General features: G+C 60.7%; 4 protein-coding genes. 3 read left to right on the top strand and 1 reads right to left on the bottom strand.

Features of this window, described 5'->3' with window-relative positions; genetic code table 11:
• The first annotated feature begins 82 nt into the window (after positions 1 to 82).
• The 3 genes from ACLHHB_RS06710 to uxuA are packed head-to-tail and all read left to right on the top strand — an operon-like array spanning position 83 to position 2741.
• Positions 83 to 421 carry a hypothetical protein gene (locus ACLHHB_RS06710; RefSeq protein ID WP_410217503.1) on the top strand — a complete coding sequence of 113 codons (339 nt, stop codon included), beginning with the start codon at positions 83 to 85 and terminating at the stop codon, positions 419 to 421.
• 49 nt (positions 422 to 470) lie between these two features.
• Positions 471 to 1511, top strand: a complete 1041-nt coding sequence (locus ACLHHB_RS06715) for an L-idonate 5-dehydrogenase (RefSeq protein ID WP_410217504.1) — start codon at positions 471 to 473, stop codon at positions 1509 to 1511.
• Positions 1512 to 1532: 21 nt separating this feature from the next.
• Entirely contained in the window at positions 1533 to 2741 is a 1209-nt protein-coding gene (uxuA, locus tag ACLHHB_RS06720; RefSeq protein WP_410217505.1) for a mannonate dehydratase, read from the top strand.
• 272 nt (positions 2742 to 3013) lie between these two features.
• On the opposite strand, the gene ACLHHB_RS06725 is transcribed toward uxuA, so the two are convergent.
• On the bottom strand, positions 3014 to 3706 hold the full coding sequence (locus ACLHHB_RS06725; RefSeq protein WP_410217506.1) for a FadR/GntR family transcriptional regulator: 693 nt from the start codon (positions 3704 to 3706) through the stop codon (positions 3014 to 3016).
• Positions 3707 to 3829: the final 123 nt, after the last annotated feature.

A 3829-nucleotide genomic window follows, 5' to 3' on the forward strand; every position in this document is an offset into this window, starting at 1 on the left:
AGGACAACACGCGGATGTTCTATGGTGACGCCAAGGACAGCATCAACAAGCTGCTGCCGATGATCGATTAAAGGAAAACCTCATGTTGACTCGCTACGTATTCTTTGAAGGCGAAGCCCTCCTTGACGATGACAGCTTCCGCCGGCTCATCGAGGAAGAGCTTCTTCCGCTATGGCAGGCAATGCCCAACAGCATCGGCACCCGCCTGACATTCGCTGATACGCGCGATGCCGATGCACCGGAAATCCTCATGGTTCTCGCTGTCGATTATCCGGATCATGCCGCTCTCGAGGCCTCCCTCGCCAGCGACCATCGCTACCACACCCGGGATCGTAGTGCTGCCGTGCTCGCTTCCTCGTTCAAGGGCCGGGTTCATCACCATGTGACACGCGCAGCTGCTGGATCTGCGAGCACGACGTGAGTGATCCGATTGCGGCCTTTTCCCACAACCAGAACCGTAGGCACCTGATATGATCGAACTCGCTTGTCGCCTTTACGCGGCCCATGACCTGCGCGTGGAGGATTTGCCCGAACCCGCAGTTGCGCCTGACGCAGCCATCGTCCGTGTCCTGCGCGGGGGTATCTGCGGATCTGATCTGCATTATTATCATGACGGTGGTTTTGGCCCGGTGCGGGTCCGCGAACCCATCATCCTCGGCCACGAAGCCGCAGGCGTGGTCGAGCAAGCGCCCGAGGGCTCTGGCCTTCAGCCAGGACAACTGGTTGCCCTGTGTCCGTCCCGGCCGTGCGGCGAATGCGAATTCTGCCTGGCCGGAGAGGAACGTCACTGCCTGAACATGCGCTTCAATGGCTCCGCCATGCGGTTGCCGCATGAAAACGGCTTCTTCCGCACCCGTCTGGCTCATCCTGTCGCACAATGTGTTCCCGTGGCAGAGGGCAGTAACGCGCAGGCAGCAGCAGGGGCCGAACCCCTGGCGGTGTGCTTGCACGCCCTGTCCGTGGCTCCATCCCTTGAGGGGCAGCGCGTTCTTGTGACGGGGGCCGGGCCTATCGGTGCGATCTGTACAGCCCTGGCACGTCTCCGCGGGGCAGCCGAGATCGTCGTGACGGATGTTCAGGACTTCACCTTGGGTGTGGCGCAGCGAATGGGCGCTGATCGCGTGGCCAACGTTGCGCAAGATCCTGACGCTCTTGCCGACTATGCGACGGGCAAAGGGAAAATTGACGTTGTGCTGGAGTGTTCAGCCAACCAGCACGCCATTGCGCAAGCCATCGGCGTGACCCGGCCGCAAGGGACGGTTGTGCAGCTTGGGGTGGGAGGAAGCACGCCCTTGCCGCTGAACCTGATCGTGGGGAAGGAGCTCAGGTTTGTCGGCACGCACCGCTTCGACACCGAATTCGTCAATGCCGTTCGAATGATCGGCGCAGGCGAGATCGATCTGACGCCGCTTGTCACACAAGTTCTGCCCGCTTCCGAGGCGGTGCGGGCCTTCGATATGGCAGGTGACCGCACACAGGCCGTGAAGGTGCAACTGGATTTCGAGGCCTGAACTGTAGGAAGGGAGATAACAATGCGACACACATGGAGATGGTTTGGTCCGCGTGACCGGGTGTCCATTGACGATATGCTTCAGGCAGGGGTGCAGGGCGTTGTGACGGCGCTCCATCACATCCCCACAGGGGCGGTCTGGACACCGGAAGAGATCGCTGAACGTCAGCGACTTCTTTCAGTAATGAAGGATGGGGCGCCGTCTGGCTTGGGATGGGACGTGGTCGAAAGCCTGCCCGTCAGCGAGGCAATCAAGACCCAGACCGGCGACTGGCGCGAGCATATCGCCAACTGGATCACCTCGATGCGCCATCTGAAGGACGCGGGGATCAGTGTGATCTGTTACAACTTCATGCCGGTGTTGGATTGGACACGCACCGACCTCAGCTGGCGACGGCCGAACGGGGCGACCTGCATGCGGTTCGACTATGTCGACTTTGCCGCCTTCGACATCCATATCCTTCAGCGCAAGGGCGCGGCCGAGGATTTCCCCGAGGAGATCAGGGAAGAAGCGGCCCGGCGCTTTGCGGCCATGGATGATGCTCGCCGCGAGCAGCTTGCAGGCAATGTTGTCTTCGGCCTCCCGGGCGCGGCTGAAAGTTTTGGCTTGGAAGATGTGCGCGCCCTTCTGGAAAGTTATGCGCCGGTGACCGACGTGGTTTTGCGCCAGAATTTCCACGCGTTCCTGGAGCAGGTCGCTCCAATCGCGCAAGACATCGGCATGCGCCTTTGCTGCCATCCTGATGATCCGCCTTTCGGCCTGTTGGGACTGCCACGGGTCATGTCAACGGAAGCGGACTATGCTGAACGAATGGCCGCCGTTGATCTGCCTGCGAATGGGATCACCCTGTGCTCTGGCTCTTTGGGTGCGCGGCCTGACAATGACTTGCCTGGCATGATGGACCGCTTGGGGGATCGGGTGCACTTCCTGCATCTGCGCAATGTTCGGCGTGACACGGACTCAATCCGCGGGTCCTTTTTTGAGGATGAGCATCTAGGGGGGCAGACTGACATGGTCGAACTAATCGCGGCTGTGCTGCGCGAAGAAGCGCGCCGCCAGAAGGAGGGCCGCGAAGACGCGGTCATTCCGATGCGACCCGACCATGGGCAGGATATCCTGGATGATATCGGCCGAGGTGGCCAGCCGGGCTATCCGGCAATCGGACGCCTCAAGGGCTTGGCCGAACTGCGAGGGGTAGAGGCAGCCCTTTCGCATGCGACGGTCGCTTGACCTCCCGCTGCTCACCTCTACATCAGGATCGGCCCCCACGGGCTGATCCCCTCTGAAAGCTTGATGAGCGGCCGGCTGCTGAGAAAAAGCAGGCTGACGGGACAGGCTGCAGGCTGCGAGATCTGGTCGTTTCACTGCAGTGATCTTACTCACCACACCGCACGACAGTAGCCGCAAGATCGGGCAAAGCGTGACTGGTTATGGCCTTCCGGCCGGAGAATTCGTGGCTCCGAAACCGAACCTCGGTGAGCGATGTCCTTCCAACAGTGGCATCATACGATGCCGGCACGCAATAGCACGGCGACCGCACCCGCGAAGTGCTCATCCATCAGGGCTTCGGCGCGTTCGGCATTCTGCTCCGCAATGGCTTCCATGATCCGCTGGTGGCAGCGAATGTTCTCCAGCCGGTTCTCATAGGTCGCTCTGGAGCGCCACCCGATTTGCCAGGTCTGGCGTGTGATGACCCGAAAGCTCTCGACCAGAATGGAGTAGAGTGGGTTTCCGGACGCACGGGCTATGGTCTCGTGAAACCGGATATCCAGCTCCCGAATGGCTGTCTGATCCGCCTCAAGAGCATCAAACATCTCCTGCACAATCTGCGCAAGCTGGCGCTGGTCGTTCTCACTGCGACGCATGGCGGCAAGACCGGCCGTCCGCACCTCCAGCGTCCGGCGGGCGTCGAGGATCTGCTGGATGCTCACGCCGCCTGTGTACGAGGCATGGTCCAGAACAACGCTAAGCGATGACGCGTCCGGCATGGCCACACGGGCTTTCCGGCCATTGCCAATCGCGATGATCCGCAAGGTCGCCAGGCCGCGCATGGCCTCCCGCATCACCGGGCGGGACACGCCAAGCTGCAGAGCCATCTGCGTCTCCGACGGCAGCACATCGCCCGCCATCAGCCCCTTTGCCCGAACCAGTTCACGAATTCCCTCCATGGTCCGTTCGACCAAGGATTTGTCCACCTCATTGGCCTTCATATCCGATTGTAAGACAGGTTCTGGCATTTTTGACTTACCAAGCTCTCATTTCTGTTGACTCTTAGTTAACGATTTGGCTTACCTGAGGGCCAGAGAAATCGGCGGCCC

The sequence above is a fragment of the Paracoccus sp. (in: a-proteobacteria) genome, from assembly GCF_046462195.1.
Lineage (GTDB): Bacteria > Pseudomonadota > Alphaproteobacteria > Rhodobacterales > Rhodobacteraceae > Paracoccus.

Coding starts and splice junctions, on each gene's coding strand:
- ACLHHB_RS06710 (WP_410217503.1), top strand. CDS start 83: ATGTTGACTCGCTACGTATTCTTTGAAGGCGAAGCCCTCCTTGACGAT.
- ACLHHB_RS06715 (WP_410217504.1), top strand. CDS start 471: ATGATCGAACTCGCTTGTCGCCTTTACGCGGCCCATGACCTGCGCGTG.
- uxuA (WP_410217505.1), top strand. CDS start 1,533: ATGCGACACACATGGAGATGGTTTGGTCCGCGTGACCGGGTGTCCATT.